26 protein-coding genes and 3 pseudogenes are annotated in these 26528 nt (G+C 68.0%); 18 read left to right on the top strand and 11 right to left on the bottom strand.

Features of this window, described 5'->3' with window-relative positions:
* Positions 1–153: 153 nt before the first annotated feature.
* Positions 154–1173, bottom strand: a complete 1020-nt coding sequence (locus ABT078_RS36525; RefSeq protein ID WP_351235649.1) for a LacI family DNA-binding transcriptional regulator — start codon at positions 1171–1173, stop codon at positions 154–156.
* Positions 1174–1452: 279 nt separating this feature from the next.
* On the opposite strand from ABT078_RS36525, the gene ABT078_RS36520 reads away from it, so the two are divergent.
* The 4 genes from ABT078_RS36520 to ABT078_RS36505 all read left to right on the top strand — a co-directional run bounded on the left by ABT078_RS36520 (position 1453) and on the right by ABT078_RS36505 (position 6341).
* On the top strand, positions 1453–2766 hold the full coding sequence (locus tag ABT078_RS36520) for an ABC transporter substrate-binding protein (RefSeq protein WP_351235647.1): 1314 nt from the start codon (positions 1453–1455) through the stop codon (positions 2764–2766).
* A gap of 81 nt (positions 2767–2847) precedes the next feature.
* A complete protein-coding gene (locus ABT078_RS36515) occupies positions 2848–3873 on the top strand; it encodes a carbohydrate ABC transporter permease (protein ID WP_351235645.1) in 1026 nt (341 codons plus the stop codon).
* A 16-nt stretch (positions 3874–3889) separates the two neighbouring features.
* Positions 3890–4801 (top strand): carbohydrate ABC transporter permease, encoded by a 912-nt coding sequence (locus ABT078_RS36510; RefSeq protein ID WP_351235643.1) that lies wholly within the window; start codon positions 3890–3892, stop codon positions 4799–4801.
* 91 nt (positions 4802–4892) lie between these two features.
* Complete coding sequence (locus ABT078_RS36505; RefSeq protein ID WP_502981488.1) at positions 4893–6341, top strand: GH1 family beta-glucosidase; 1449 nt, start codon at positions 4893–4895, stop codon at positions 6339–6341.
* Positions 6342–6419: 78 nt separating this feature from the next.
* Here ABT078_RS36505 and ABT078_RS36500 read toward each other — a convergent pair whose 3' ends face one another.
* Together ABT078_RS36500 and ABT078_RS36495 are read right to left on the bottom strand one after the other, a co-directional pair.
* Complete coding sequence (locus ABT078_RS36500; RefSeq protein ID WP_351235641.1) at positions 6420–7409, bottom strand: Gfo/Idh/MocA family protein; 990 nt, start codon at positions 7407–7409, stop codon at positions 6420–6422.
* 415 nt (positions 7410–7824) lie between these two features.
* Entirely contained in the window at positions 7825–8424 is a 600-nt protein-coding gene (locus ABT078_RS36495) for a fumarylacetoacetate hydrolase family protein (protein ID WP_351235639.1), read from the bottom strand.
* A gap of 230 nt (positions 8425–8654) precedes the next feature.
* Between ABT078_RS36495 and ABT078_RS36490 the strand changes: the two genes are divergently transcribed.
* The 4 genes from ABT078_RS36490 (at position 8655) to ABT078_RS36475 (ending at position 12202) form a co-directional block, all read left to right on the top strand.
* Positions 8655–9038, top strand: coding sequence for a winged helix-turn-helix transcriptional regulator (locus ABT078_RS36490; protein WP_351235637.1), 384 nt, complete (start codon positions 8655–8657; stop codon positions 9036–9038).
* 506 nt (positions 9039–9544) lie between these two features.
* Positions 9545–10033 (top strand): DUF5709 domain-containing protein, encoded by a 489-nt coding sequence (locus ABT078_RS36485; RefSeq protein WP_351235635.1) that lies wholly within the window; start codon positions 9545–9547, stop codon positions 10031–10033.
* A gap of 878 nt (positions 10034–10911) precedes the next feature.
* The gene (locus ABT078_RS36480) at positions 10912–11142 is read left to right on the top strand and encodes a response regulator transcription factor (protein WP_351229690.1); all 231 of its coding nucleotides are present in this window, start codon (positions 10912–10914) and stop codon (positions 11140–11142) included.
* Between the two features lie 208 nt (positions 11143–11350).
* Positions 11351–12202: an MBL fold metallo-hydrolase gene (locus ABT078_RS36475; RefSeq protein ID WP_351235629.1), complete on the top strand. Its 852-nt coding sequence runs from the start codon at positions 11351–11353 to the stop codon at positions 12200–12202.
* 100 nt (positions 12203–12302) lie between these two features.
* On the opposite strand, the gene ABT078_RS36470 is transcribed toward ABT078_RS36475, so the two are convergent.
* From ABT078_RS36470 to ABT078_RS36460, 3 genes are all read right to left on the bottom strand, one after another.
* Positions 12303–12512, bottom strand: a complete 210-nt coding sequence (locus tag ABT078_RS36470; protein WP_351235627.1) for a hypothetical protein — start codon at positions 12510–12512, stop codon at positions 12303–12305.
* A gap of 164 nt (positions 12513–12676) precedes the next feature.
* Positions 12677–13303: a TIGR04222 domain-containing membrane protein gene (locus ABT078_RS36465; RefSeq protein ID WP_351235625.1), complete on the bottom strand. Its 627-nt coding sequence runs from the start codon at positions 13301–13303 to the stop codon at positions 12677–12679.
* A gap of 199 nt (positions 13304–13502) precedes the next feature.
* A complete protein-coding gene (locus ABT078_RS36460; protein WP_351235623.1) occupies positions 13503–14114 on the bottom strand; it encodes a TetR/AcrR family transcriptional regulator in 612 nt (203 codons plus the stop codon).
* Positions 14115–14278: 164 nt separating this feature from the next.
* Here ABT078_RS36460 and ABT078_RS36455 point away from each other — a divergent pair, with 164 nt between their 5' ends.
* From ABT078_RS36455 to ABT078_RS36440, 4 genes are all read left to right on the top strand, one after another.
* Positions 14279–14857, top strand: coding sequence for an ester cyclase (locus ABT078_RS36455; protein ID WP_351235621.1), 579 nt, complete (start codon positions 14279–14281; stop codon positions 14855–14857).
* A 796-nt stretch (positions 14858–15653) separates the two neighbouring features.
* Positions 15654–15830 (top strand): hypothetical protein, encoded by a 177-nt coding sequence (locus ABT078_RS36450; protein WP_351235619.1) that lies wholly within the window; start codon positions 15654–15656, stop codon positions 15828–15830.
* 635 nt (positions 15831–16465) lie between these two features.
* Positions 16466–17194 carry a molybdopterin-dependent oxidoreductase gene (locus ABT078_RS36445; protein WP_351235617.1) on the top strand — a complete coding sequence of 243 codons (729 nt, stop codon included), beginning with the start codon at positions 16466–16468 and terminating at the stop codon, positions 17192–17194.
* Complete coding sequence (locus ABT078_RS36440) at positions 17136–17825, top strand: cytochrome b/b6 domain-containing protein (protein ID WP_351235614.1); 690 nt, start codon at positions 17136–17138, stop codon at positions 17823–17825. The genes ABT078_RS36445 and ABT078_RS36440 overlap by 59 nt, the downstream gene beginning before the upstream one ends.
* A 200-nt stretch (positions 17826–18025) precedes the next feature.
* Here the strand turns inward: ABT078_RS36440 and ABT078_RS36435 are convergent, their stop codons facing one another.
* Positions 18026–18889: a YhjD/YihY/BrkB family envelope integrity protein gene (locus ABT078_RS36435; protein WP_351235612.1), complete on the bottom strand. Its 864-nt coding sequence runs from the start codon at positions 18887–18889 to the stop codon at positions 18026–18028.
* A 260-nt stretch (positions 18890–19149) separates the two neighbouring features.
* Here ABT078_RS36435 and ABT078_RS36430 point away from each other — a divergent pair.
* Positions 19150–19479 (top strand): annotated as a pseudogene (locus tag ABT078_RS36430) (DUF4291 family protein); the annotation flags it as partial.
* Between the two features lie 236 nt (positions 19480–19715).
* Complete coding sequence (locus tag ABT078_RS36425; RefSeq protein WP_351235610.1) at positions 19716–20732, top strand: alcohol dehydrogenase; 1017 nt, start codon at positions 19716–19718, stop codon at positions 20730–20732.
* 471 nt (positions 20733–21203) lie between these two features.
* Here ABT078_RS36425 and ABT078_RS36420 read toward each other — a convergent pair whose 3' ends face one another.
* Entirely contained in the window at positions 21204–21809 is a 606-nt protein-coding gene (locus ABT078_RS36420; RefSeq protein WP_351235608.1) for an MmyB family transcriptional regulator, read from the bottom strand.
* Here ABT078_RS36420 and ABT078_RS36415 point away from each other — a divergent pair.
* Positions 21797–22393: a CGNR zinc finger domain-containing protein gene (locus tag ABT078_RS36415; RefSeq protein WP_502981486.1), complete on the top strand. Its 597-nt coding sequence runs from the start codon at positions 21797–21799 to the stop codon at positions 22391–22393. The genes ABT078_RS36420 and ABT078_RS36415 overlap by 13 nt on opposite strands.
* 504 nt (positions 22394–22897) lie before the next feature.
* Here the strand turns inward: ABT078_RS36415 and ABT078_RS36410 are convergent.
* Positions 22898–23263, bottom strand: coding sequence for an SgcJ/EcaC family oxidoreductase (locus ABT078_RS36410; RefSeq protein ID WP_351235604.1), 366 nt, complete (start codon positions 23261–23263; stop codon positions 22898–22900).
* Between the two features lie 189 nt (positions 23264–23452).
* Here ABT078_RS36410 and ABT078_RS36405 point away from each other — a divergent pair.
* Positions 23453–23557 (top strand): annotated as a pseudogene (locus tag ABT078_RS36405) (TetR/AcrR family transcriptional regulator); the annotation flags it as partial.
* A 52-nt stretch (positions 23558–23609) separates the two neighbouring features.
* Here ABT078_RS36405 and ABT078_RS36400 read toward each other — a convergent pair.
* Positions 23610–23693: pseudogene (locus ABT078_RS36400) on the bottom strand (3-oxoacyl-ACP reductase); the annotation flags it as partial.
* A 386-nt stretch (positions 23694–24079) separates the two neighbouring features.
* Between ABT078_RS36400 and ABT078_RS36395 the strand changes: the two are divergent.
* Complete coding sequence (locus ABT078_RS36395) at positions 24080–24382, top strand: muconolactone Delta-isomerase family protein (RefSeq protein ID WP_351235602.1); 303 nt, start codon at positions 24080–24082, stop codon at positions 24380–24382.
* Positions 24383–24621: 239 nt separating this feature from the next.
* Positions 24622–25230 (top strand): flavodoxin family protein, encoded by a 609-nt coding sequence (locus ABT078_RS36390; protein WP_351235600.1) that lies wholly within the window; start codon positions 24622–24624, stop codon positions 25228–25230.
* A gap of 560 nt (positions 25231–25790) precedes the next feature.
* Here ABT078_RS36390 and ABT078_RS36385 read toward each other — a convergent pair.
* The coding region (locus ABT078_RS36385) for an oxidoreductase dimerization domain-containing protein (protein WP_351235598.1) at positions 25791–26528 on the bottom strand (738 nt) is incomplete at its 5' end.

Genomic DNA, 26528 nt, shown 5'->3' with positions numbered 1-26528 from the left:
TTTCTCTGCACGAAAGGGACGCGCACCTCCCACATCCTCACCAAGCTCGACCTGAACAACCGTGTCCAGATCGCCCTGCTCGACCACCGGACAGGAATCCTCCGACCGGTGCTCGCCGTCGCCTCCCCCGCGAGATCGTGCGCGGCTGACGGGTCAGGACGAGCTGCGGCGCACCACGAGTTGGGTGGGAAGAGTGATGTGGCGCCGTGGAACGCCGGGGTCGGCTATTTCGTCGAGCAGCAGACGGGCGATGGCGCTTCCGATGCCCTCGACCGGCTGGCGCACGCTGGTCAGTGCCGGATGGGTGTAGCGGGCGATGTACGAGTCGTCGAAACCGACGACGGCGACGTCGTCGGGAATCCGCCGCCCCTGCCGGCGCAGCTCCAGCATGGCGCCGGCCGCCATGACGTCCGAGGCCGCGAACACGGAATCGAGGTTCGGGTTCCGTTCAAGAAGCGAACGCATCGCGAGCTTCCCGCCCTCCTCGGTGAAGTCGGCCGTGGCGACGAGGCGCTCGTCAGCCGCCGACCCGGCCTCGCGGATAGCGTCCCTCCACCCCTGGAGCCTGGCCCGGCCGACATCCATGTCGAGAGGACCGGTGATGGTGGCGGTCGCCGTCCTGCCGCGCGAGATCAGGTGCCGGACCGCTTCCGTCGCGCCGCCCAGATTGTCCGAGCCCGCATAGCTCAGTGACTCCTTCGGGGAGCGGCGTCCCGCAAGTACGGTCGGCAGGCCCATGCTCTCCAGTATTTCGGGCAGTGGGTCGTGGTCGTGCACGGAGACCAGCAGCACACCGTCGACCCTCCGCTCCGCCACGGAGTCGGTGAGCTGGTCACGCTCCTCCCGGTCGCGGACGAGCACGAGCTGGAGCTGTGTCCTGGTGGCCGCGAGTGCGGTGCTCACACCGCGGATGACGGCGGAGAAGTAGGGCTCAGAACCCAGTCGGCTCTCCGACTCGGGGATGACCAGCGCGATCGAGTTGGTTCGCTGGGTGACCAGACCACGGGCCACGGAATTCGGCACGTAGTTGAGCTCTGCGATCGCCGCCAGGACCGCTTCCTTCGCCTCATCGCTGACGAGCGTGGAGCCGTTGATGACCCGCGAAACCGTGGTCCGCCCCACACCGGCACGTGCGGCCACAGTTTTGATGGTCGGCCGTCGCCCCTCCCCCATGCTGCCTCCTCGTTCCTCGACGTCCGCGCGCCGTTCACCTGCGAATTGTGCCAGATCTTGTAGTAGGCGAGACCGCCTGTGCAGGACCCGCTGAGACATCTCCCGGAAACGAGGAAGATTCAACTTCTTGACACATGGGGCACCCGCCGGTCAGTCTTTCGAAGTCCCGGTGGGAACGTTCCCACCGTGGTTGGGAACGTTCCCATCTTAGCTTGGGCTGGTCGGTTGTCCGATTGGCCCGCATTCAGGTGCGTCGGCGCCGCCTGGGAGGACACACACATGAAGAGCACCCGGAAGCTGTTGCGTACGAGAGGCACCGCCGTCATTTCGGCAGTGGCAGCTCTCGGTCTTCTCTCCGCATGCGGCGGCAGCGACACCGGTGGGACCGGTGGAGGCGTCAAGGACGGCAAGACCACCATCACCATGGGGCTGTTCGGCGTCATGGGATTCAAGGAGACGGGACTCCTTGATGAGTACATGAAGAAGAACCCGAACGTCCGGATCGAGGCCGAGGTCGCGGGCGATGAGCAGACCTACTACACCGCCCTGCAGACGCACCTGGCGGCCGGCAGCGGCCTGAAGGACATCCAGGGCATCGAGATCGGTCGCGCCAAGGAGCTCGTCGACACCCAGGCAGGCAAGTTCGTCGACCTGTCCGATGTTCCGGGCGCCGACCACTTCCTGCCGTGGAAGCTGAGCCAGGTCACGGGCAAGGACGGCAAGGTCATCGGGCTCGGCACGGACATCGGCCCCATGGCCGTCTGCTACCGCAAGGACCTGTTCGAGCAGGCCGGGCTTCCCACCGACCGGGAGCAGGTCGCCAAGCTGTGGGATGGCGACTGGGCGAAGTTCGTAGCGGCGGGCAAGGACTTCAAGGCCGGCTTCAAGGGCGACAAGGTCGCCTTCATGGACAGCTCCAGCGGCCTGTTCAACGCGATGATCTACGGCAACTCCCAGCAGTTCTACGACAAGAGCGGGAAGCTGATCTACAAGGACAACCCCGTCGTCACCCAGGCATGGGACCTGGCTTCCCAGGCCGCGACAACGGGACTGACCGCCAAGCTCCGGCAGTTCCAGCCCGGCTGGGACCCCGGCCTGGCGAACAGCACCTTCGCCACCACGGTGTGCCCGGCCTGGATGCTCGCCCACATCAGTGAGAAGGCCGGCCCGCAGAACAAGGGCAAGTGGGACGTTGCCAAGGCCCCCATGGGTGCGAACTGGGGCGGGTCCTTCCTCGGAGTCATGGAGAAGAGCCCCGTCAAGGAAGAGGCGAAGAAGCTCGTCGCCTGGCTCACCGCCCCCGAGCAGCAGGCCCGGCTCTTCGAGAAGATCGGAAACTTCCCCTCCTCGCAGGAGGCGCTGAAGGCGCCGCAGGTGGCGAACGCGTCGTCCGAGTACTTCAGCGGCGCCCCCATCGGCAGGATCTTCGGCGCGGCGGCGCAGGAGATTCCCGACGAGCAGATTCTGGGCCGCAAGGACGGCACGATCAAGGACATCTTCTCCCAGGGGCTGACTCTGATCGAGTCGCAGAACCAGAGCCCTGACAAGGCGTGGAAGACCACCGACGAGCGCATCCAGAAGGCCACCGGCTGACGCCACCCGTCCGACCGAGCCCCGGCGACAACGTTTTCCGCGCGGTCGCCGGGGCCCAGCCCCCGCAAGTCCCACGTAAGGATGCCTCCGGTGGCCAATCCCACCTCGACAACAGCGGCCGGTGAAGCCACCAAAGAGTCCGCCGGCCGGGCCGAACCCTCCCGCACGAGCCGAGACAAGCGCCGGCCGAGCCGGTGGAGCACGCTGCTCCACCGCGTGGACGTGAAGGGCGCACCGTACGCCTTCATCGTCCCGTTCTTCGCGGTCTTCGCCGCCTTCAGCCTCTACCCGCTCATCTACACCGCCTGGTTCTCCCTCCACCGTGTCGAACTCGCCTCCATGGACGTCATGGAATGGGTCGCGTTCGACAACTACATCGCACTGTGGCATGACGAGCGCTTCTGGAACGCCGTCCTCAACACCATCACCATCGGTGTGATTTCCACCGTCCCGCAGCTGTTCATGGCGCTGGGCCTGGCCCATCTGCTCAACTACCGCCTGCGCGGATCCACGTTCTTCCGGGTGGCCTCTCTGACCCCGTACGCCACCTCGGTAGGCGCCGCGGCCCTCGTCTTCACCATGCTCTTCGAGCGTGACTTCGGCATGATCAACTGGATGCTGAGCCTGGTCGGTGTCGACAACATCGACTGGGAGAACAACAAGTGGGCCGCACAGATCGCGATCTCCACGATCGTCATCTGGCGCTGGACCGGTTACAACGCCCTGCTGTACCTCGCGGCCATGCAGGCCATTCCGCGTGACAGGTACGAGGCCGCGGCCATCGACGGCGCCTCGCGCTGGCAGCAGTTCCTCAAGGTCACCATTCCGGGCATCCGTCCCACCATCCTTTTCACGATCGTGCTCTCCACGATCGGCGCCAGCCAGCTCTTCGGTGAACCACTGATCTTCGGCCAGGGCCCGAACGGCATCACCGGTGGGGCGGACAACCAGTACCAGACCCTCGGACTGCTGCTGTACGAGGAGGGTTGGAAGAACTACCAGATGGGCCGTGCGGCAACCGTGGCCTGGGCGATGTTCCTGATCCTGATCCTCGTCTTCCTCATCCAGCGCCTCTTCAAGCGGCGTGCCAAGTCGCGTACTTCCTGACCAGGAGATGGCAGCCATGACCACCCAGACTCTCCCGGCGCGCCAGGACGTCACGCCGACCACGCCCGGCAAGCGCCGCCCCCGTCGGCTCCTGCGCTCAGGCGCAGGACGTCAGCATCACGCCGGTCCCTTCACCTATATCCTGCTCGCCATCGCCGCGGTGCTCTCGCTCTTCCCGCTGTACTGGACCCTGGTGGCGGCCTCGAGCGACAACACGCGAGTGACCCAGACTCCGCCTCCGTTCCTGCCGGGCCCCCATCTGCTCGAGAACCTCGGGAAGGCATGGCAGGACGCCGCACTGGGCAAGGCCATGGTCAACAGCCTGATCGTGGCCAGTGTCATCGCCCTGTCGACGGTCCTCTTCGCCACCCTGGCGGGCTTCGCCTTCGCCAAACTGCGCTTCAAGGGACGGAACATCCTGCTGATGTTGGTCATCGGCACGATGATGGTCCCGCCGCAGCTCGGTGTCGTCCCCCTCTTCATGATGATGACGGACCTGGGCTGGGGCCAGAAGCTGCCCGCCGTCATCTTCCCGACTCTCGTCAGCGCCGTCGGTGTGTTCTTCATGCGCCAGTACCTGAGCGAGGCGCTCCCCGACGAACTGATCGAGGCGGGCCGGGTGGACGGCGCCCATTCGCTCCGTATCTTCTGGAGCGTCGTCCTGCCGGTCGCCCGTCCGGCGATGGCCGTCCTCTTCATGATCACGTTCGTCCACGCATGGAACGACTTCTTCTGGCCGTTCATCGTGCTGGACATGACGAACCCGACGGTTCCCGTCGCGCTCACCCAACTCAGCGCGGGCTATGTCCGCGACCAGTCCCTGATCATGGCAGGCGCGCTGCTCGGAACCCTCCCCCTGCTGGCGATGTTCGTCGTCTTCGGACGTCAGATCGTCGGCGGAATCATGCAGGGAGCGGTCAAGGGCTGAGCCGCCCGACCGGTCGAGCGCCGGCCGCCCGGCCCCCTTCGCTCCATCTCTCTGTCCTTGCTGACAGCACATTCTGGAAGGACCCCCCTCCGTGGTAACCGCTGCTGGACACGTCGTGCCCGTTGCCGAGACACCCCCCGCACTCACCTTTCCCTGGTCGTTCACCTGGGGCACGGCCACCGCCGCCTATCAGATCGAAGGTGCTGCTGCCCTCGACGGGCGTACGCCCTCCATCTGGGACACCTACTCCCGCACCCCGGGCAAGGTCCGCAACGGCGACACCGGTGACGTCGCCACCGACCACTACCACCGCTGGCGCGAGGACGTCGCCATCATGGCCGACCTCGGTGTCGGGGCCTACCGCTTCTCCCTCGCCTGGCCCCGGATCCAGCCCACGGGCCGTGGCCCCAGCGTGCAGAAGGGCCTGGACTTCTACCGCCGGCTGACGGACGAGCTGCTGGAGCACAACATCCAGCCCGTCGCGACCCTCTACCACTGGGACCTGCCGCAGGAACTCGAGGACGCAGGCGGCTGGCCCGAGCGCGCCACGGCGGAGCGCTTCGCCGAATACGCGGCCATGGCCGCCGAGGCGCTGGGGGACCGGGTGCGGACCTGGACCACACTCAACGAGCCGTGGTGCAGCGCCTTCCTCGGCTACGCCTCGGGAGTCCACGCTCCCGGGCGCACCGATCCCGTGGCCGCTCTGCGCGCCGCCCACCACCTCAACCTCGGCCACGGAAAGGCAGTCCAGGCGCTGCGCGCCAATCTGCCGTCCGACGCACGGGTCTCCATCACGCTCAACGTCCACCACGTGAGGCCGCGCACCGAGGACCCTCAGGACGTCGACGCCGCACGTCGCATCGACGCCCTGGCCAACCGCGTCTTCACCGGCCCGATCCTCGACGGGGAATACCCGGAGGACCTCTTTCGGGACACCGCCCGGCTGACCGACTGGTCCTTCGTGCAGGACGGTGACCTCGCCGACATACACCAGCCCCTGGACTTCCTGGGCGTCAACTACTACACCCCCACCCTTGTCTCGGGCGGCGCCCCGGAGTCCAGCCATGGCTCCGACGGTCATGGCAACAGCACGCACAGCCCGTGGCCGGGCGCCGACGAGGTGTCGTTCCACCTGCCTCCGGGCAGTACCACGGCGATGGGATGGGCCGTCGACCCCAGTGGTCTGTACGACCTGCTGCTCCGGCTGAAGCGCGACTTCCCGGGGATGCCGCTCATGATCACCGAGAACGGTGCCGCCTTCGACGACTACGTCGACCCTGAGGGAGAGGTGAACGACCCCGACCGGATCGCCTACCTTCAGGGGCACCTCACCGCCGTGCACCGTGCCATCGAGGCGGGCGTCGACGTCCGTGGGTACTTCCTGTGGTCCCTGCTCGACAACTTCGAATGGGGCTACGGGTACAGCAAGCGCTTCGGCGCGGTCTATGTCGACTACCCCACCGGCAAGCGCATTCCGAAGGCCAGCGCACGCTGGTACGGCGGCGTCGCACGGACCGGCAGACTGGCCGAGGGCGTGTAGCCACGCGCTGATCCGGTACCGGGGCCGACGAGCGGCATACGCACGCTCGTCGGCCCCGGTTCGTGCGCTGCCTGGCGCTCACTCGCCGGGGTAGCGGACGCCCACGAGCTCCCGGACCCGGTCGAGCGTGCTCATCACCTCAAGGCTGCCCTTCAGCGGAACCAGTGGGGACTCCGTCCTCCTCTCGCGCAAGCACCGCATCACTTCCCGGGCCTGGTGGCCGTAGCCGTTGCCCGTCTGCGGATCCGCCTCGACGACTTCTTGCCCGGCACCGTCGCGACGGAGCACGAGGCTCCGAGGGTTGTAGAAGTCGGCCGGGAACTCGATGTTGCCCTGGGTGCCGTATACGACGGCCCTGTTCGCGCTGCTGAAGGCCAAGGAGCAGGAAAGCACTGCCGTGGCTCCGCTGTTGTATCCCAGGACCATGGCGGTGTTGTGGTCCACTCCCTCGCCGGTCAGGTGGGCCCAGGCCGAGACATGGTCCGGAGCGCCGAGGAAGAGGTGGGCGAACGAGACGGGATAGGTGCCGATGTCGAGGAGGGCACCGCCGCCTGCGGCCGGGTCGTACAGTCTGCTTCCCCGGACGTACGGGGCCCTGGCGGAGAAGTCCGCGTGCACGGAGGTGACGTCACCGATCACTCCCTGGGCGATGATGTCCTGGGCCCTGCGGATCAGCGGGTTGACGAACGTCCACATGGCTTCCATGAGGAAGAGCGAGCGGCGCTCCGCCGCCGCCAGCATCGATGCGGCCTGGGAACGATTGAGAGCGACCGGCTTCTCGCACAGGACGGCCTTTCCTGCTTCCAGGCAGGCGGTGGCGGCCGCGAGGTGGTGGGCGTGCGGCGTGGCGACGTAGACGACGTCGATCTCGGGGTCGTTCGCGAACTCCTGCCAGTTGCCGTAGGAGCGGGGTATCCCGAACCGGTCGGCGAACGTCCGCGCGGACTCCGCGGAGCGGGAGCCGACGGCGACTACTTCCGCGTCGGGAATCGAGAGGAGATCCTCCGTGAAGGCTGCGGCCATGGCTCCGGTCGCAAGGATTCCCCATCTGATGGGCTGGTCGGGCACGTGCACCTGCGTTCCTCCTGTGACACCGCCGGACTATGGGAACGTTCCCACCGGCTCGGGAAGCCTCACTCGCGGCATCGGAGGATGTCAAGCGACGAGGTGCCGCGCGGGCGTCGTTGCGGGTTCGGCGGAGTCGGCGATGCTGTCGGTGCCGGTGGTGCTGTCGGTGCCGGTGGTGCTGCCAGGGCGGCGAGCGTCGACCGCGCGAAGGAGATCAGCGCGGGCAGGACCAGGAAGAGGGCGGCCCACCGGCACGCTGTGGCGAACCCGTGCACCATGGCGGTCTCGGGGTCGGCCGCCGGGCCGGAGCCGGCAGGGCAGCGTGGCGTCGTGCCGCGCTGCCGCCCTCGGTTCCGTTGGGGGCAGGCGCCCCGGTGGCACCTCGTGGATGCCACCGGTTCGCCGTGCCCGGCCCCTACAGGGGTGTCGCAGGGGCGGTGCGCACCGGGTTGCGCAGCTGTCCCAGTCCTTCGATCTCCACGGTGACCACGTCCCCGGAGCGCAGGTATCCGCCCACGGCCAGCGCGACACCCCCGGGCGTGCCGGTCAGCACCACGTCGCCGACCGCCAGTGGCATCGTTGCCGAGACGTCGGGGTCCCGGTAGTACGTCGACGTGGTCACGCCGTGGTTCATCGCCAGGACGGGCCAGATCTCGACGGCGGCCAGCCGTTCGTAGTTGCCGAGCAGTTCGTCGAGCGTGTCGTAGGTGAAGGCGATGTGGAACAGGCCGGTCGGCGGGCCGGCGAGCGCCTGGAAGATGTCGGTGTCCGCGGTGACCGGGGCGGGCCTCTCACGCTTCCCGACCGTCCGTGCCGACGCTGCCCGGTCGGGGTTCTCCAGGTCGGCCATGTTGGCGAGCGCGATCCGGTGGTGCTCGTCGTCGTAGGTGATGAAGGCCGAGGCCTGATCCTCGTGCATGACTTTGCCGTCGAGCACGGTCACGTACCAGTCGCGCATCTCCGCCAGGTGCTGCGTCCGCAGGACCACGTGGGCGAGCTTGGCAGGGGACGTCATCGTCTCTTCTCTTTGTGTTGAGATGGACGTTTTGTACGGGGTGTGGCCGCCCTCGCCCGATCCGAAGGAGCCCGCGTCATCCGGGCCGTCACGCCATGTCCGGCGGGGCCGGCGTTGCCTGCGGCGCCTCGATCAGGGACGGGCGGGTTGCCATGGGTCAACGGTGTGGCCGGTGACGCCGCTGGCCAAACGCAGCATTAGTCACTAACATTGAGTAAGTGAAGTCCGGAATGAAAGATTCGTCGCCCTTGGTACGCGAGCGCCACGTCGTCGACGACAGCGCCTGCCCGAACCTCCAGGGCGCACTCGAACTCGTCGGACGGCGCTGGACGGGCGGGATCCTGGCAGCCGCCGGGCACGGGGCCCGGCGCTTCGGTGAATACCGGGCCATGGTCAGCGGCATCTCCGACCGCCTTCTCTCGCAGCGCCTCAAGGAGCTCGAGGCCGAAGGCCTGATCGAGCGCACGGTGGTTCCGACCACGCCCGTGCAGATCCGCTACAGCCTGGCTCCCGACGGCCACGCGCTCGTGGAAGCCCTGCAGCCCCTGGCGCAGTGGAGTGCCCGGCGCTCGGCCTCGGTGGGCGCGGCACCCGCGCGGCGCCTCGGTGCCTGATCCTCGGTGCCTGATCCGCCTCGGCGACCGATGGGATGCCTCCTCCCCTGACAGGGGCTGCTTCCGCCCCACTACGGCCAGGTATGTGCCGCTTCATGGCAGGAGGCGCCTGTGCGGATACCAACCCCGATTGCGTACTCCTCGGGAAGCGCGGACGTCTCGGGGCAGGAAGAGCGTCCCTCTGTGGAAGATCGCGACAGCGACGGGTGAGGAGTTCCTGTCCGAGCCTTTCATCAGGAGGCCCTGACCTGAGGAAATGTCGCGGGCATACGTGAAAGGACGTCCTCGGGCTCTCCGGCGGACTGCAGTGACCACGATGAGTGACCATGGAAGGTGAGGCTGCCGGGGTGCGCGACAGCAGGTTCTTCGTCTGCTGGTGGCACACGCGTCACACCTGCGTGAGTCTGCTGCAATGGTGAAGATGGTTGCGGTCGGCACGACGTTGCTCCGTGGGCCGATCTCTCTGGTTGAGGCCCAGGCGGTCAGACTGGGGTAAGGAGGACACGATGTCGGACCAGGCAAGAGGCGACGACGTCTACCAGCCGGAGCATTCCGATGCTAAGAACCCGCCTGTCGACGATCTCGACCTGGAGAACGTGCTGGACGAGAAGAACCTGGACACCATCCTCGACGAGGGCTATTCGCCGCCCGAGCGGCCCCTGGGCGTCGAGAGATTCGGCACCACGGGCGAGGAACAGATGCAGGGCGCTCCTTTGGAACAGCGACTCGCCCAGGAGGTGCCGGACGTGATGCCACCCGAGGGGGACGGCATCGGTGATCTGCTTATGGACGGCGAACCCGTGGACAAAGAGGCCGGGGAGGCCCGCACCGGCAGGCTCCTCCCGGAGGTCGACGCGATGGGCCGCGAAATCGACATGGTCGCTCACGACGTAGGCATCGATGGTGGGGCGGCATCCGCGGAGGAGGCGGCCATGCACACCATCCCGGACGAGGAGGAGAGCGAGGAGGAGAGCGAGGAGGAGGACCTTCAGTAGCCGGCTCCGCGACCACGGCGCCCTGTCCCGGGCGGGAGGTCGCCGGGAAGCGGAACCCGGGTGGGACGCGCCTGCGCAGGTTCAGCCGTGCGTGCGCAGTGCCCCTGCCGACCGCTGGTGGTCCGATGTCATCGACGGTCGCGGCTGCTCGCCTGGACGAGCGCAGGTAGCTCCCCGTAGCGTTCCACCTGCGCGTCCATGGCTACCTCGATACGTTTCCGGCACCGCGGAGCATCGGCGCCCGCCGACACCGGTGCCGAGAAGTTCGTGGAGGGCCTGCGTGTCCTCGGCCGACTCGGGAGCGACGCCGCGCTCACGAGCGTGGCCGACGAGCACCGCGACCTTCTTGGTGAAGAACATGAAAGCGCCGGGCTGCCGGCCGGGCCCGGGGCCCGCCTGAGCGCGTCCCGTGGCGTTGCGTTCGGCCATACGGCGCATACGGCGGCGGAAATCCCGGTCGGCCTCCAGTTCCGCGAGTTCGATCCACGCGTCTACCTGCTCCGGCGCGGGGTCGTCGGCAGCTTCGGTGCGGTGTCGCGCAACCGCCCGCGCGGTTGTTCATCAGTTCCGTCTCCTCGGTATCGGACTGCCACCTGGCCACCGTGCTCAGCTAGGCCCAGCTCAGCCGCAGGGCCGGGATCGGGGCATCCAGTGCGGGCGGGACTTCCGTGGCGCCGCCGGCGAGACGTGCCACGTGTTCCAGGCCCGCGGGCCTGTGGACGTGTGTCGTGACACGCCTGTGACGATCGGCGGACACCGCCATGAAGTCACGGAGGCAACCTTTTCGAAAGAGGGCAAAACGCATTATTCGGACATTGCCCCCCTGCTTCCGAGGACGTGAGCAGCGATGACCGGGCCGATCCGTCGAAGGAAATCCCATGAGCCTCGCACTCGCCACGCCGCACACCGAAGCCCCCGCACCTGCCCTGGCTCCGCGCGAGCAGGAGACGCTGCGACATATCGCCGCCGGACGGACCTACGTGCAGACGGCCCGCCACATGGGACTTTCCAAGCACACCGTCGACGCCTACCTCCGCCGCATCCGGGCCAAGCTCGACATCAACACCACGGCGGAACTCACACGCCTGGCCATCTCCCTCGGCCTGTGACCACCCTCCCGCCCGCGCGGAGCACCGTCGGACAGACCGCGGATCGCCACCGTACCCGGTCAACTCCTCGGTCCAGCAGTGCACCTCGGAGGTCGGCCCGCGTCCGCCCAGCCTGTCGGGTCCGCGCGCAAACCTTCGACGGGCAGGCTCCCTCCCGCCGTGTGAGAGTGACAGGAGGAGCTTGCCATCCACGAGGAACGTGCCGAGAGTGCCCGAATCCGTCTCCCTGTCCTACGACGTCCTCGTCTCGGACGGGGTCCTCCGGAAGACAGACCTGCGGATGCCGAACGGCGACGAGATCGTCTCGTCACCGGTCTCGTCCACCCTGATCCACGGGGACCGGGACGCCGTCCTGGTGGATCCGCCGCTGACTCTCGGACAGATCGCGCAGGTCGCGGACGGTGTGGCACGATCCGGCAAACGGCTCGCGTTCGTGTACGTCACCCACGGCCACGCCGACCACTGGTTCGGCACAGCGACGCTGCTGGAGAGGTTCGGCGACGCCGACACCGTCGTGTACGCCACCGAGGGCACCATCCGGCAGATGCACGAGCAGCTGAAGGGCAAGGAGGAGGGGTTCGCGAAGACCTTCCCCCAGGTCCCGGAGAACACTCCGGTACTCGCCGTCCCCGTGCCGGCCGACGGGTTCCACCTGGAGGGTCACGTCCTGCGCGCTGTGGAGACCGGCCACACCGACATGGACGACTCCACTGCCCTGCACGTGCCGTCGATCGGTCTGGTCGTCGCCGGAGACGTCGTCTACAACGGTGTGCACCAGATGATGCTCGAAGGCGGCGACGGCGGCCTTGAGGCGTGGCTCGAAGGAATCGACCGGATCGCCGCGCTCAACCCGCGCCATGTGGTCGCCGGCCACAAGAACAAGGAGCTGCCCGACGACCCGAAGATCATGGACGAGACCCGTCGGTACCTGCAGGACGCGATCCGGTTCCTCGCCCGCAGGCCGACCCCGCTGGAGTTCTTCGACGAGATGATGCAGCTCCACGGTGACCGGCTCAACCCCGGCCCGCTGTGGTACAGCGGCCTGGGCCTGCTCAGCTGATAACGCGGTCGTCTCGCGCATCACCACCGTGAGCGCGCAGGGGCCGCGGCTCCACCACTGGCGTGTGGGGCGGCGGGCCCCTGATGGCGCCCGCGACGCTTCATCGCGCCGCTACGTCCCCGAGGAATCGCACGGCCGCACCGACCCGCCGACACCAGCTCGGGTGCCATGCCGCCCTGCAGTCGCCCGACGATCCGGCCCCACCCCGGCGGGGCGGCCAGGCACTGGCGACGACGCGCACGATGAAGAACCCGGCTGTGCTCCAGGTGACCAGGCCCTGGTCGCGCAGCAGGGAGATGACGAACGTCATGTACGAGACGTAGCCCGCGCCGAAGAGGACGTACCAGGCGAACGACGGCGCTCCCGGCGGTAACCGTCACGTGGCCAGGGCCTCTTCTCCGGCGCTGTGCGGACGTGTTGGGCCACCGCATCGACCTGAGCCGCCCACGTGGTGCATCGACGGCGCACCGCCGGTCAGTCGCTGCCGCCCCCGCCGCCACAGCTGAAGCCGCCGCCCGAGCCGCCGCCCGAGCCGCCGTCCGAGCCGCCGTCCGAGCCGCCCTCGGAGTCGGGGCCGGAGTCGTCCAGAGCCCTCCCCAAGCGGGCCAGGTAGCGGCCGACACCGGTCGGGACCGGCTGCGCGGCCAAGACGGAGCGGCGGATGGGTCCGGCCGGCAGGACAGCCGGCCCGGTGAACACGTGGGCCGGCAGGCTTTCGTCCCGCCGGGCCGCCTTCAACAGCCGCCTGCCTGCCCGGGTCAAGCGGTGGCGGGACTCGGTCACGAGTCCCTGTGCAGCCAGGCGACGGCATATCTCCTCGACCTGAGGAGAGCGTTGCAGGGCCGTGCGCACAAAGGCCACACTTCTGCTGCGCGGACACAACGAGAACACCACGCGCTCGACCGGGTGTTGCGGCTGCTCCAGACCCGCGGCACGCACACGTGGTCCGATGACCACGAGCAGCCCGCGCTCGCACAGTGCGATCACCACGCTTTCCGCCACCCGCTGAGCCCCGCCCGCCAGGAACGCGATGTCATACACGTCCAGGGCCTCTGGTACCACCGAGCCCGCCGCCGCGGACTGCCGGAACACCTTTCCCATGCGATCCCCCCTTGGACACCCCCGTTGCTTGGCATGTCGCCCGGAGGGCAAGGGCGCAACCCTCCACCGGCCGAGTTCAGAGGAGAAGTTGAGCTTTCCGGAGGGGGAACCCGCGTCGGGAGCATGTCCGGTGTCGTTCTTCCGGCGGCCCGTGCCCGGCGCGGAGCGCCCAAGTCCGCATCCGGCAGAAGCCGTTGACTCAGCGAAGACCGGCGACGGCCGTACGGTAGAGGACGGTCTCGGCCCGATCCCATGACCAGCCGTTCTCCACGACCAGAGTGCGCCAGCCCGTCGGACCGAACCAGAACCACAGCAGGTCCGCCGTCTCCGTCACCGGATAGCGCGGCGGCGGATTCAAGCCGTGCAGATGGCGGGCGGTGGCATGGAGCGCGTCACGGTAGGCCGCGGTGGCGCGCTCCCACAGCGCCTCACCGTTCTCGTGAACGGGGAGCGCCTTGCGAATCGCCTCGTGCGCCGTGAACTGGCTCTCGTTGCCGATGCGCGTGCCATGCGCCAGCGCCTTGAGGACCGACTCCGGTGTCCGCAAGGCGAGCACACCCTGCATCGCCTGTTCGTAGCCGGACGCCGCCACGCCCTGTTCGACGATCCGGTCCAGGATGTCGCCCTTGCTCCCGACGCTCGCGAAGACGGTCTTCGACGCGACGCCGGCCGCGGAGGCGATGTCTGCGACGGTCACTCGCCCGTAGCCGCGGTCCGCGAACAGCTCGGCCGCCCGCATGAGGATCAGTGAGCGCGTCTGCGCAGCGGCCTGCTCCCGCAACGGGGAGACGTACGTGCGCTTCGAGGACATGGCGCCATTCTATCCAGGGTGATCAGTATTTGCTGCATTCATTAGGTGCCGTATAACGTCAATCTCGCCTCGCAGGGTGGCGCTCGGCGCGCCGCCCTGCCCGGCGGACCGACCAGCACCCCCACACAGCACCGGATCGCACACCGGCGAAAGGGATGGACGTCATGGGAATGGACACCACCGAGCTGGCCCACGGGCTCTTCCGGATCCTCGAGACTGGAGATCCGGCGCTGGCCGCCGATGTCGTGGCCGCGGACTTCCACAACCGCGAAGCCGTCGTCTCGCCCCCGGCCTGCGCGATACCCGGACCCGCGGGAGTCCTGGCCTCGGGCGCGTGGATGCGGTCAGCCTTCAGCGACCTGCGCTTCCCCGTGCTCGGCATCGCCCGCGACGAGGGGCAGGTCTGGGTGCGGCTGCGCATGCAGGGGCGCCACACCGGCCCCTTCGTCCGCTTCCGTGACGGCGCCCTCGACCAGGCCGTACCTCCCACGGGACGCGAGATCGACTTCGAACAGATCCACGTCCTCGACGTCCGCGACGGCAAGGTGATCAGGCACGAGGCGGTACGCGACGACATCACCATGCTCGGTCAGCTCGGCATCTTTCCGCCGGCCCCGGCCACCGCCGTGCGCATGCTCTCCTGGCGGCTCACCGGACGAGCCACTCGCGCGGCCGCCCACGTCACGAAGCAAGCGGCCGATGCGGCCGCCCGCCTTGTCGACGGATCGTTCGAGAACCGTTGAGCGCGGGGTCGCCGGCGTGATGCGCGGTGGCGTGTAGTGCGAGGTTCGGGGCGGCAGTGAGCGTTCAGGTCGCAGGGCTGCTTGCGCAGCTCGGCGATCTGTTGTGCATCGAGGGCGGGTGCCGGATGACGCGGCAGGCTCCTCGGGGGTCCGGCGCTGCCCTGTGGAGCCCTTCCTGTGGAGCCCTTCCTGTGGGTCGGACAGTCAGTCCCTCCGTCGGCGTTGCGCGGTGTCATCCTTCGGTGTGCAGGTCCGACAGCGCGCGTAGTGCGTCGAGTCCACACCAGTGTCATGGTGCGTTCGAAGGCGGGATCCGCGGCCTCGACAGGGGATCTGTCAATGTGGGGCCCAGGGCCGCCGAGGCCCGGAGGTCCCGGGGCGGCCGGGCGCGGTCTGCGGAGGCCGAGATACTCCGGGTCATCCAGTGTGTGGCATCGGTCGTGGGGGAGGTGCGGGGACGCGATCTCTCAGGCCTTTCGCCGGCCTCGGGCGGGCGTCACCATGTCCCGCCTCACTCACCACTGTCTTGACGGGTGACGGTCACTTCCTTGACAGGTGACGCTTCGTCCTGCGAGCATCATCACCCGTTGAGTCGGTGACGTCCTCGTCGAGTGTGTCGCGCCGCGCCGTGGAGGGCCAGGCCGTGACGCATACCGGGCGGAACGTTCCGCCGGGTGTGCCGTCACGGTGCACCGGCACCGGTGAATTCAACGGGGAGAGGCACGTCACCGGTCTTCATGCCAGGTGTGGCGGCCTGTCGTGCAGTGGCGGACAACCAAGCCGAGGAGGCGACGAGATGTCACATGCAGAGAAAGCCCCGGATGCGGCCGCGGTGTTGCGTCGGGTTCGGTTCGGCAAGCTGCCCGAGCGGATCCGCCTGGAGGACACGGTTGAAGAGCAGCCGGCCACGACGCCTGATTCGGCAAAGGACGCGTACAACCCTGACGAGTGGCTCGTTCGTACGTGCCTGTGAGCGACCGGCCCGCAGGCCGTACCGGCCGTCGGGCCGATCCAGGCTCCCGCGGCGCCGGCACCCGCTTGCCCTGTCACCGGATCCATCGACATCTCGAGGGGAGTGTCCCGGCCTGTTGATGCCTGGCTGGGCGCGAACCGCGTGGATGAAGGGCGGCCGCAGACCGGAGCGATTTCCCCGGCGCGTCGTCCCACGGTGCCGCCGATGAATTTCGGTCGGCGTGTCCCGAGACTCTTGGAAAGGAAGCCCGTGAAGATTTCGAAAGCACTGACGGCGCTGTCGTCTGTAACGGCAGCGGTAGTGATCGCATTCGGCTGTTTCGTTCAGGTCTTCTGAAGGATTTCAAAGGCGGCGCCACATCGTCTCTTGAAGCGGCCGGTCGGCATCGTGACCGGCCCGGTGCGCTGAACGCTGCGGGGGAGCTGGATGCGCTTCCCCGGCGCAACGGCACGGGCCCGGCTTCAGCATCGTTCCCGGCGTGACGCGTCTCACCGGGGGCGCCGCTTCCGAAGGGGGCGGACAGGAGACGACAGCGCGTGCCGCCCCCGGGCACCGTCCCTCGTTCCTCCGCACGACCACTCCGCAGCAGGCACCCGGACGACGGCTGCCCCGGAGCGAAGCGAAACAGGTTGACCATGGCTGATCGACAGAATGAACCGGACAACGGCGCACCCGTGGCACGTCGGGTCATGCTCACGACCCTCGGCGTCGGCGCAGCCGGCCTCGTTGCCGCGCCCTATCTGCGAAGCGGATGGGAGAAGTCCCTGGCGGCTCTCTCGCAGAAGGACCCCACGGGACTCAGCGGACTCCTGCCCAACCCGGGCGGCTTCCGCTACTACAGTGTCGCGGCCTCCGTGCCCCGCAAGGACGCGACGAATTACCGCCTGAAGATCGACGGTCTCGTCGACCGCCCCATGACGTTCACGCTCGACGATCTGCGCGCGCTGCCGCAGACCCGGGTGGTGCACGACGTCGTGTGTACCGATGGCTGGCGCGTTCCGAAGACCCCCTTCGAAGGCGTGAAGCTCTCCGTCCTCCTCGACGCAGCAGGCGTGCGGCCCGAGGGCAAGGCACTGCGCTTCGACTGCTTCGACGGCGTGTACACCGAGAGCCTCACGCTGTGGCAGGCGCGCCGCTCGGACGTGCTGGTGGCCCTGAAGATGCAGGACAAGCCGATCACGCACGCCCATGGCGGTCCTGCGCGGCTCTTCGTAGCCCCCATGTACTTCTACAAGTCGGCCAAGTGGCTCTCGGGGATCTCCGTCACCGACAAGGTTGTGCCCGGGTATTGGGAGGAGTACGGCTATGAGGTCGACGGATGGCTCGACGAGGCCGACAGGCGCGGTGACGCACCCACCGTCTGAGCGCGACGGGCGCATACGCCGGTTCAGCCGCGCCGAGCGCCTTGTCCACCTCGCCACCGGCTGGCTCATGCTGGTGTGTGTGGCAGCGGCGGCCTGTCTGTATGTGGGACCGCTGGCCCAGTTGGTCGGCCGACGTCACCTGGTCGCCAACATCCATGAATTTTCGGGGATTCTGCTTCCTGTGCCGTTTCTGCTCGGCCTGGCCTCTTCCGCGTTCCGCGCCGACCTCCGCAGACTGAACCGCTTTGCCGGGTACGACAAGAGATGGCTGCGAGCGGTCCGCAAGGGGCTGACCTCACCGGCCTCTCGTCCCGCCGGCAAGTTCAACGCCGGGCAGAAGATCTATGCCGGCTGGATCGCCGGGGCCGTGCTGATCATGATGTTCACGGGCCTGCTGATGTGGTTCAGCGGATTCCTGCCCGTGATTTCCCGCACCAGCGCAATCTTCATCCACGACTTCCTGGCCCTGGCCATCTGCGGTGTCCTGGTCGGGCACATGAGAATGGCGTACCGGGATCCGGAGGCACGGCGTGGCATGCGCACCGGGTTCGTCAGGCGTGAATGGGCGAGGAGAAATCACCCCAAGTGGATGGAGGAGAGCCACTCCGGCGAGCGGAACACCGCTGAGTGACCATCTCGATGGCGAACTCAGAGCGTCTCTGATCAGTTAAGCGATCCCCCTCGAACAGGTCTGCCCGCCGTCCGCGTAGGCCGATTTCCGATCGGGTGGAAGCGGGGCTGAATGACATGGATCATCAAGCCGCGTTCGCAAACTCTTTCCTGGCTGATGACGCTGGAAACGTGGATGTCGGCGTTGGCCGGCCGTGCCCATCAGTGGTTCGAGCCCTTGATCTGATGATGAGAGACCTGTTCCCGCACCGTGCGCCACCGTGACCGAGTCTGCTCGACCACGGTGTCCCACTGCCGGCGGACCTCGCGGTCGGAAGGGCGCTCGCCCTGCCGGATCCGGATGAGTTCGTCTCGTACTTCTCGTCCCAGTGCCGCCGATGCGACAAGGACGAGCATGGCTGCGAAGAGGGCGGAGATCATCGCGAAGACGGCACCGACTACCCCGTAGCGTGCGGCGGAGGAGTTGAAGAGACGCGGCATGTAGATGGTTGCGCCCACTGAATAGGCCGCCGTCAGAACGGCGCCGGTGACGCCGAAGGGAAGCAGGTCCGGCCAGTTGATCCGCTTCGCTGACAGGATCCAGCCGCTCCAGACGAGGAATGCGGCGGTCACCGGTACCTGACACACCAAGGCGGCCACACCCAGCGCGTCCCCGCCGAGGAGCGCGGAGAGCAACGTGGTGACCACTGCGTAGCCACCGAGAGTGAGGATCCACCACAAGCCGTTGCGCGTGTTGCGCACACTGAGGGGCTTGAGTTCCCATGCCTGTTCGAAGAGTCGCTGTGCGGCTCGCGCGAAACTCAGTACCGAGATTGTCAGAAAAACGACCCCGAAGATGCCCACGCCCGCACTGGTCCCTTCGGCAGGAGAGAAGAGCGAGCTGACTGCCGTGGCGCCTGCGCCGGTGAGGTGGTAGCGCCTGATGATCCGCTCTGCGGCGTCGTAGTGCACGAAGACAGCGCCCAGGAGGATGGAGAACGGGACCAATGCCGTCAAGGCGCTGGACGCCAGGGCCATCGAGCGGTCGAAACCCACGATCTTCTGAAACCGGTTGATGACCCGCAATGCGAATGCAGGCCGCAGCCAGAACGTCAGCGTTCTGACGAGGCGCTCTCGATTGATCCCCGTCGTCCTGCCCTCCGTGAAAATCGGGACCTTTGTGGGCGACGCGAGCCTAACGGACGGTCGCTGGACCGATGAAGGGCGACACGAGAAGCAGCACGCCGACCGCACCACTACCCGATGGCTCATCATCCCAGTCGTTGGCTGTACTACGGGATATTGGGCTGCAAGGGCTGTGAACCAGGCTTGCCATGGTTCAAGCCGCCTTCCTGTGGATGATGTTCCGCTGCGGCTGGGGCACGTGCAGGTCAAGAGACCGTCCTGGCTGTTGAGGTCACCCGCGACGGCTTCCCGTGGGCACTGCGCCACGCGTGCCTGTCGGGCCGAGTCCGCGGGGTCCACCCCGACCGAGCCACCTGCAACGTCATCTGAAGCGCGCACCCGCTCGCGTCCAGTGGGACCGATCGAGACCTGCGCCCGCAATCCCTGCCGTACAGCTCCCTGCACGTCGGACTCTCCGGTGAGTCCGGACGCGATACGCGGACGAGTGGACGGTCACCGTCAGCGACGTGACCCCGATCACTCGCGAGATCCTCTCGGCGTATCTCGGGGCCGGAGTTGACTGGTGTGAGACGACCGGTCATATTAGTGGGGTCTTCGGAGCAGGTCGTCCATTCCTTCGGCATCCTTTTCCGCCTGATCTTCGGCGCCCGTCTGCGCCGATTCCGCAGCACGGCTGCGCTCACTTCCGCGTCGCCGACGACCCTGTCGGCGTCGACCACATTCCGGTGCCGCCCCGCGAGAGGGCAGGCCGGGCAGAGGAGAACCAATGTCCACGTATCGAGCCGTCGAGGTCACCGGCGTTCGCAATCTTCGACTGGTCGAGCGAGAGCTGGTCGATCCAGCTCCGGGACACGTCCGGCTGAAGGTGCAGGCCTGCGGGATCTGCCACACCGACGTGCTGACCCTGGAGGGCCTGCGCGCCGACGCCTCGACTCCTGTCGTTCCCGGCCATGAGATCGTCGGCGTCATCGACGCCGTGGGCGCGGGCGTCACCGCCTGGCGGCCGGGTGACCGTGTCGGTGTCGGATACCTGGGCGGTCACTGCTGGGAGTGCGAGATGTGCCGCCGTGGTGATTTCGTCAACTGCCTCGACCAGGAGCAGACGGGAATGACCACCGACGGCGGTTACGCGGAAGTGGCCTACGCGCGAGCGAGCGGACTCGTGCGCATCCCGGACGGCATGTCGGCCATTGAGACGGCCCCACTGCTGTGTGCGGGGCTGACGACGTTCACCGCGCTGCAGAAAGGCTTCACCAGGGCGGGCGCCCTCGTGGCGGTCCAGGGCATCGGCGGGCTGGGCCACCTGGCGCTGCAGTACGCGCACAGCCTCGGGTACCGCGTCGCCGCCATCGCTCGGGGCCGGGAGAAGGAGAGCTTCGCCAGGGAGCTGGGCGCCGACGAATACATCGACAGCACCAGCGTCGATCCCGGAACCGCCCTGCACGACCTGGGCGGCGCGTCGATCATCGTCGCCACTGCCTCCAGCGGCTCCTCCATGGACCCGCTGGTCCGCGGCCTGGCTCCGGGCGGCCGGCTGGTCGTCGTCGGCGCGGCGCCGGATCCGCTGACGGTCGCCACACCCGACCTGATCATCGGCACCCGGTCCATCGTGGGCAGCCTGACCGGATCCTCCATCGAGAACGAGGACAACCTCGCCTTCAGCCTGGCCCACGGCATCCGCCCGGCCACCGAGACCATGCCCCTCGCACAGGCAGCGGACGCCTACGAGCGGATGCTCTCGGGCAAGGCCCGTTTCCGGGTCGTCCTGGACCTCGCCTCCTGAGAACCCATCCTGTCCGGTCGTCCGCCCGGTGACAGCAGCGGCGGCTGCGCACGACGGGGTGCGCCGCCGCCCTGCCGGGAGGCACGGCTCCTGATCACACACGCAGCCATCGCTCGAATGCGTGGACCTCGCGGTCGACACCCACGTCCGGCGCGGCCGCCCGGTGTTCAGATTCCGTGTCGCCGTCAACCATGACGATCGTCTACGGGTCGGTCCAGGTAGGAACCGCGCCACAGAGGCACTTGGGCCGCCGAAGGAACCCGGCGACGTGGCCGGGTGGATCTGTGGCTCGTCGACGCGCAGACCGCCCGGTTCACCGGCCACGTGCTCACGCTCCACAGTGGACTCGAACTTGCCCGATCGGAGGCGCTGTTGCGGCCATCGTCGATCGACGGAGCGCCCGTGCCCATGGGCGAGGCCGCGCTGACCTGCGCCGTCGCACTTCGGCACACCCACGCCCGACTGTGCGCATCAGGTGAGCCGGTCACTGCGTAGGAGAGTGAGGAACTCGAGTCTCTTCTGGCTCTCGCTGCCGGAGTCGGCGGTGAAAACGGTCAGAATCTGCGACTGGTCGGGGTCCATCAGGCTCTCACCGCGCAGTTCGATGATCCCGGCACGCGGGTGCTCGATGTGTTCGGGCGCGCAGTGAGGTCCCATGACGGGTCGTTCGTTCCAGAGCGAGGCGAACTCCTCACTGACGTCGAGCAGTGTGTCGACCAGCGCGGTTGCGCGGGGGGCGCACTCATGGCGGGTGGCTGCCGCAAGCAGCTCTTCACCGCAGGCCGATCGAGGCGAATGCCCTGCCCTGCGTATGGGCGGACTGAACTGCGGCGCCGGCTGTGAAACTCCCGCAGAGTGGCGGACATGCCCCCATGGACGCCGTCCATGGCGTTGTCGTGCTCTTCGCCCGGCTCGAGAGAGAAGACCGCCCGGCAGTGCCCCACCTCTTCCAGGACGATGGCCGGTGCGGCCACGATGGGAGGGGCGGTAGATGGCTGCCCTGTCGTCGGCCCACGGTGGACTTCCGAGGACCTCTCGCTCCAGGGCGAGACCGCGAGCACGGAATGACGCTTGCATGTCAGATAGTCACCTGTCAAGCTGGTGATATGGAACATGCCTTTCCTTGCGGTGCCGCGGCACTCGACTTCGTGGGGACACTGCGCGCGCGCCGCAAGCCGCAGCCTTGGGAAATGCTCAAGTCACCGGAGAGTCTCGACTCCTGGTTTCGTGAGTCCGGAATCGTCGACGGCGACACGGGCTGTCGGCCGTCCGATCTGGAGGATGCGGTGGCCCTCCGGGAGGCGATCTATCTGCTCGTCGTCGCCAGGTTGGCGAACGAGAAGTACGACAGTCGTGCACTCTCGCTCGTGAACCACGCAGTCCGCACGCCGCCCGCGATCCCGCAGCTCACCTCGAGCGGGCGCACCATCGAAGCCACCCCGCAGCAGGCACTCTCGTCGGTGGCCCGGGACGCCATCGACGTCCTCAGCGGTCCGGATGTGCCGCTGCTCAAGGAGTGCGCGAATCCCGAGTGCACGCGGATCTACGTCGATCGTTCACGGGGAGCGCGCCGGGAGTGGTGCGCCATGGAGGCGTGCGGTAACAAGATCAAGGCAGCGGCCTACCGCGCTCGGAAGAAGCGCCTGGCCCGCGACCATTGAGCCGTGTCGGCTGCGCCGGCGCACAGAGCATGGTGACCGGCCCGGCGTACTCGTTCGGCAGGACGAGCGCCTCATGGCTGATGCTCGCGCCGCTGACCTGAACGGGGCTCGCGGCGGCGGTCGTTGCGCAGGAGCGGCAGGCCGGCGCTCGTGCCGGTCCACCTGCGCACGAAGGCCGCCTTGGACCAGGTCGGCCGCGCGACCCGGGTCGGGCAACTCGACGGCCGCCGCCCGACATTCCCCCGATCACGTGCAATGCCCGTCAGAAACGGTCGACGTCGACGACTGCCTGGGCGAACGCTTCGGGAGCTTCCTGCGGGACGTCTCGCTTCCTTTCCAGCAGTATGTTCCGGAATGCCCAGCAGTCGGTCCTCCAGCAAAGGCGCGACGTCGACATAGCTGTGGATGTCGTAGGGCCAGCCGTGCAGTCAGTCATCTTGGCCCGCGGCAGTGGTGTGCGGTCGGCCCCTGCGAATTCGCCCAGGGGGATGGGCCGCGTGCGGTTCAGTGCTCGGTCGTGACCCGGGAGACGTGGTACTGGCGGATCCGCCAGCTGCTGCCGTCGCGTACGAGGACCAGCGACATGTGTACAGCGGCTTCCCAGCCCGCCGTGTCGCGGAAGGTGACGTCCGCGAAACCGCCGACCACCTGCTCGCCGATCGTGTAGGTGTGGAGGATCGTCACGTCGGCGCTGCGATCGCCCGGCACCGCCTCGTAGTAGCCGCGTACGGCATCCCGGCCGGAGAGGACCACCGGCCCGAAGCCCTGGAAGAGGGTGTCGGGGGTGAACAGGTCGGCCATGATGTCCGGCTGGTGGCCGTCGAACGCGGCCTTCCAGTGCTTCAGTACCTCGTGCATCGGGTTGCTCATCGCGTGAGCTCCTGTCGTGTCGTGTCGGACGAAAAGGCGACGCCCGGCCATGCATGGCCGTCGTCTGCGGCCGGGGGAAGTCGGTCAGCTACTAGCTGACCGGTCTAGTAGACGGTAGTCGGGCGGTCGTATACTTGCAAGTGCGGGAAGGGCCAGTGAGGTCGAAGTGGAGATCATCGGCGCTCGTTCGTTGTCGCGCAGCTCGAGGGCCAAGTGTTGTTCGCGAAGCTGTACGACAGCACTTCCCGGCTCAGCGCCCTCTGGGGGAGCTGCATGGCCCGGCTGGGCGCTCGCTGTCGTCGCAGAGGTAGCGGCCGACAGGTGACTGGTGGGCCGCTTTGGCCGGCTTGCGGTAGGCATCGACCAGCCCGGCGCCGATTCCCTGCGGGGCGCCGGTGATGACCGCGACCTTCTGACCCCGACTGCTCATGATGGCCTTCTTCGCATGGGGTGCTATGTTGCGACCAGTCGCGATAACCAACCGGTCGCCTATCAAAGTAGGCGACCGGTCGGGAGCAGTCAGAGAATGTGGAACAGTGAACCGCCCGACCTGTGCTCACCCAGGCCGGAGCTGCGGATGGGTACGGGGCTACGGGGTGCCGCCAGGTAGGTCACGCGGGCATCCGGCGCGCCATTTCCCGGGGCGCCGGCACCGCCGTCGAGGGTGTCGACCAGGGCGAGAGCGGCGGCGCGGACTTCGCTGCGGCGCCGGACAGCGCGCCACCATCTGGCCGGCGCCGCACGATCCCGGCATGGCAACCCACTTCCCGGACTTACCCGGCGCCCCGAGGCGCCCCGAAGAGAAGGAGAAAGACCATGAAGGAGTTCCTGGTCGAGCTCACCACCACCATTCCTGAGGGTGCCGACCCGGCCGAGGTCGACCGCCGTCGCGCCGCGGAAGCCGTGCGGGCCAAGGAGCTGGCCGCTGCCGGCCACCTTGTGCGGCTGTGGCGCCCGGTCGGCGAGCTGCGCAGCATCGGTTTGTGGCGCGCTGACGACGAGGCCGAGCTGTGCGGGAAAGTGCTCGGAACCCTGCCGCTTTGGCCGTGGATGACCTCGGTGGTCACGGCCGTGGCCACCCACCCCAACGACCCGGGCAGGACCGACGCCACCACGTGATCGCGGAGCCCTCCGCTCGCGCCTCTTGCCGCTGAGTCGGCGGACACGGCGTCCTCTCCCGGGCCTGCGTCGTCGTGGGCCTGCACGGCTCGGCGGCTCCGATCGGGCGAGGCAGGACTTACGCCTGAATCGCCCTTTGACTTAACTGGACCGGTCGTCTACGTTCGAATAGGCGACCGGTCGGTTAGTACGGGTCGCCGTCACCCCAACTTCCGACAACATGAATGGAGATCGCCGTCGTGGCCACTCCCGTCAAGCTCGCCATCGTCTACTACTCCTCCACCGGCACCATCACCGAGATCGCCAAGGAACTGCGCGATGCCGGCGTCAAGGCCGGTGCCGAGGTCCGCCTGGTCAAGGCCGCAGAGCTGGCCCCCTGGTCGGCCATCGAGTCCAACCCGGCCTGGGCCGCCAACCATGCTGCTACCGCCGACATCCCCGAGGCGATCCCCGAGGACGTCGAGTGGGCCGACGCCGTGCTGTTCGGTTCCGCGACCCGCTTCGGCAACCTCTCCGCCCAGCTCAAGCAGTACATCGACACCCTCGGCGGGCTGTGGGCGCAGGGCAAGCTGGCCGACAAGGTGTACAGCGGGTTCACCTCCTCCGCCACACTCCATGCCGGCCAGGAGACCACGCTGCAGGCGCTCTACACCTCCGTGCACCACTTCGGTGGCATCGTGGTCGCCCCCGGTTTCACCGACCCGGTCAAGTTCGCCGACGGCAACCCGTACGGCACCTCACACGTGGACGCCCAGGGCGCGAACCCGGTGGACGACACGACCCGAGCCGCCGCCCGCGTCCAGGCCGAGCGCGTGGTGAAGATCGCCGCGCAGCTCAAGGCCGCCTGACCGCCCCGGCACCCCGCCGCGTACGGGCCATACGTCGGCGTCGCCCTTCGCGGCGGCGCCGACGACGCGTTTCCCTGTGAATGCCGCAAGAGGTCCGGCCATCAGCATCGTTCTGCTCCGCCCGGCACCCGCGCGCTCAGCGAGAACGCCGGTCACGTGGGCGCCTTCGTCCCGACCCGGACCGCCGAGGAGTTCGTGGCCGCAGGCGGACGCCCTGCCGACTGATGATCACGGTTCCGGCGGACCGCGCCCAGGCCCCTCCGGAGGCACTCAATTCCATGCGGCGCCGGTCGCAGCCGCCGGCCCCACCAGTGGCTCTGCCGCTGCTGCAGGAGCACGCCGGCTTCATGGAGTCGAGCGGGCGGGCCACCCCTCCGAGCGGCATGCCTGACTGGAGCGGCGGCATGAGCGCTTACGGCGCTTCGCAGCCCACGGCAGCAACCCGAGACACGCTGATGGTCATCGACCGGTGTGGATCGCGGTGTCGCTGGACGGCCCCGCGCAAAGCAGGTGCTGCGGACGGGAGAAGGCGGCCTCTGAGTCGTGTGGTGCGCCGACGGCTACCCCCGGTGGGCTTCCAGCAGCCGTAGCCAGACCTCGCTGATGGTCGGGAAGGCGGGGACGGCGTGCCAGAGTCGTTCGACCGGCACCTCGCTGGTGACGGCGATCGTTGCCGAGTGCAGCAGTTCGGCGACACCGGGACCGACGAAGGTGACGCCGGCGATGGTGCCGCGGTCGGTGTCGATCAGCATCCGGGCCTTGCCGCGGAACCCCTTGACGTACTGCTGTGCGCCGGCGACGGAGGAGAAGTCGTGGTCGACCACGGTGACCTGGCGCCCGGTGCGCTCCGCGTTCCGTGTGGTCAGGCCGACGGCGGCGACCTCGGGGTCGGTGAAGATCACCTGTGGTACGGCTTCGCTGTCGGCGGTGGTGACGTGTGCGCTCCATCGGCTCTCGTCCACCGGTTCACCGTGGGCGCGGGCCGCGATCACGGCGCCGGCGATCCGGGCCTGGTACTTGCCCTGGTGGGTCATCAGGGCGCGGTGGTTGACATCACCGACGGCGTAGAGCCATCCGTCCGTGACGGCGCCGACGCGGCAGGTGTCGTCGACGGTCAGCCAGTCGCCGGGGGTGAGTCCGATGGTCTCCAGGCCGATGTCGCCGGTGCGCGGGGTGCGGCCGGTCGCGAACAGAATCTCGTCGGCACGCAGTTGCTCACCGTTCGCCAACGTGATGTGCACGTCCCCGTCGGCCCCTTCCTCCCGCGTCACGGACGTGACGGAGGCTGCGAAGCGCAG

Origin of the sequence: Streptomyces sp. NPDC002133, from assembly GCF_040296405.1 — a bacterium.
Lineage (GTDB): Bacteria > Actinomycetota > Actinomycetes > Streptomycetales > Streptomycetaceae > Streptomyces.
This window is presented reverse-complemented; position numbering and strand designations above follow the sequence as displayed.